Source organism: Vibrio sp. 1978, assembly GCF_033344345.1.
In genome coordinates, this window is record NZ_JAWPOP010000693.1 from 1 (window position 1) to 611 (window position 611).

1 protein-coding gene is annotated in these 611 nt (G+C 49.1%); it reads right to left on the reverse strand.

Features of this window, described 5'->3' with window-relative positions:
• Positions 1–611: sigma-54 factor interaction domain-containing protein (locus R8N49_RS28590; RefSeq protein ID WP_318190631.1), on the reverse strand; the 611-nt coding region annotated here is incomplete at both ends.

Consider the following 611-nt stretch of genomic DNA (forward strand, 5'->3'; position numbering starts at 1 on the left):
CACACTTCAATTTTCAGAACGTTTAAACGGTAATATAGGTCACTGCGGAAATTGCCTTGGTTGACCTCTTCTTGCAGATTACGGTTGGTTGCCGCCACGATACGGACATCAATGCTGATCTCTCTTTCTGAACCGACAGGACGAATTGTACGCTGCTCTAACACACGCAATAATGATGCCTGCATGGAAAGCGGCATTTCTCCAATTTCATCAAGGAATAAAGTGCCGCCATTCGCTACGCGGAACAAACCTTCGCGTGACTTTTTCGCTCCAGTAAACGCACCTGATGTGTGACCAAATAACTCACTTTCGAGTAGCTCTGGCGCAATCGCCCCACAGTTGATAGGCACAAATGGGCCCGTTCGCCCACTTGCTTGGTGAATGCCTCGCGCGACCAACTCTTTGCCCGTGCCAGATTCGCCTTCAACCAATACTGAGGCACGTGATGGAGCAAACTGTGTGATAAGTTGTTTGAGCTGACGCGTTTTTTCTGAACCACCAATGATCTCGGAAGTATTGTGACGCTGATAATCACGCTTCATGGCGTACTGCATGCGCTCGTTCAAACGGCGATCCATACAGCGGCTGACCGCTTTTAACATCTGCTCAAG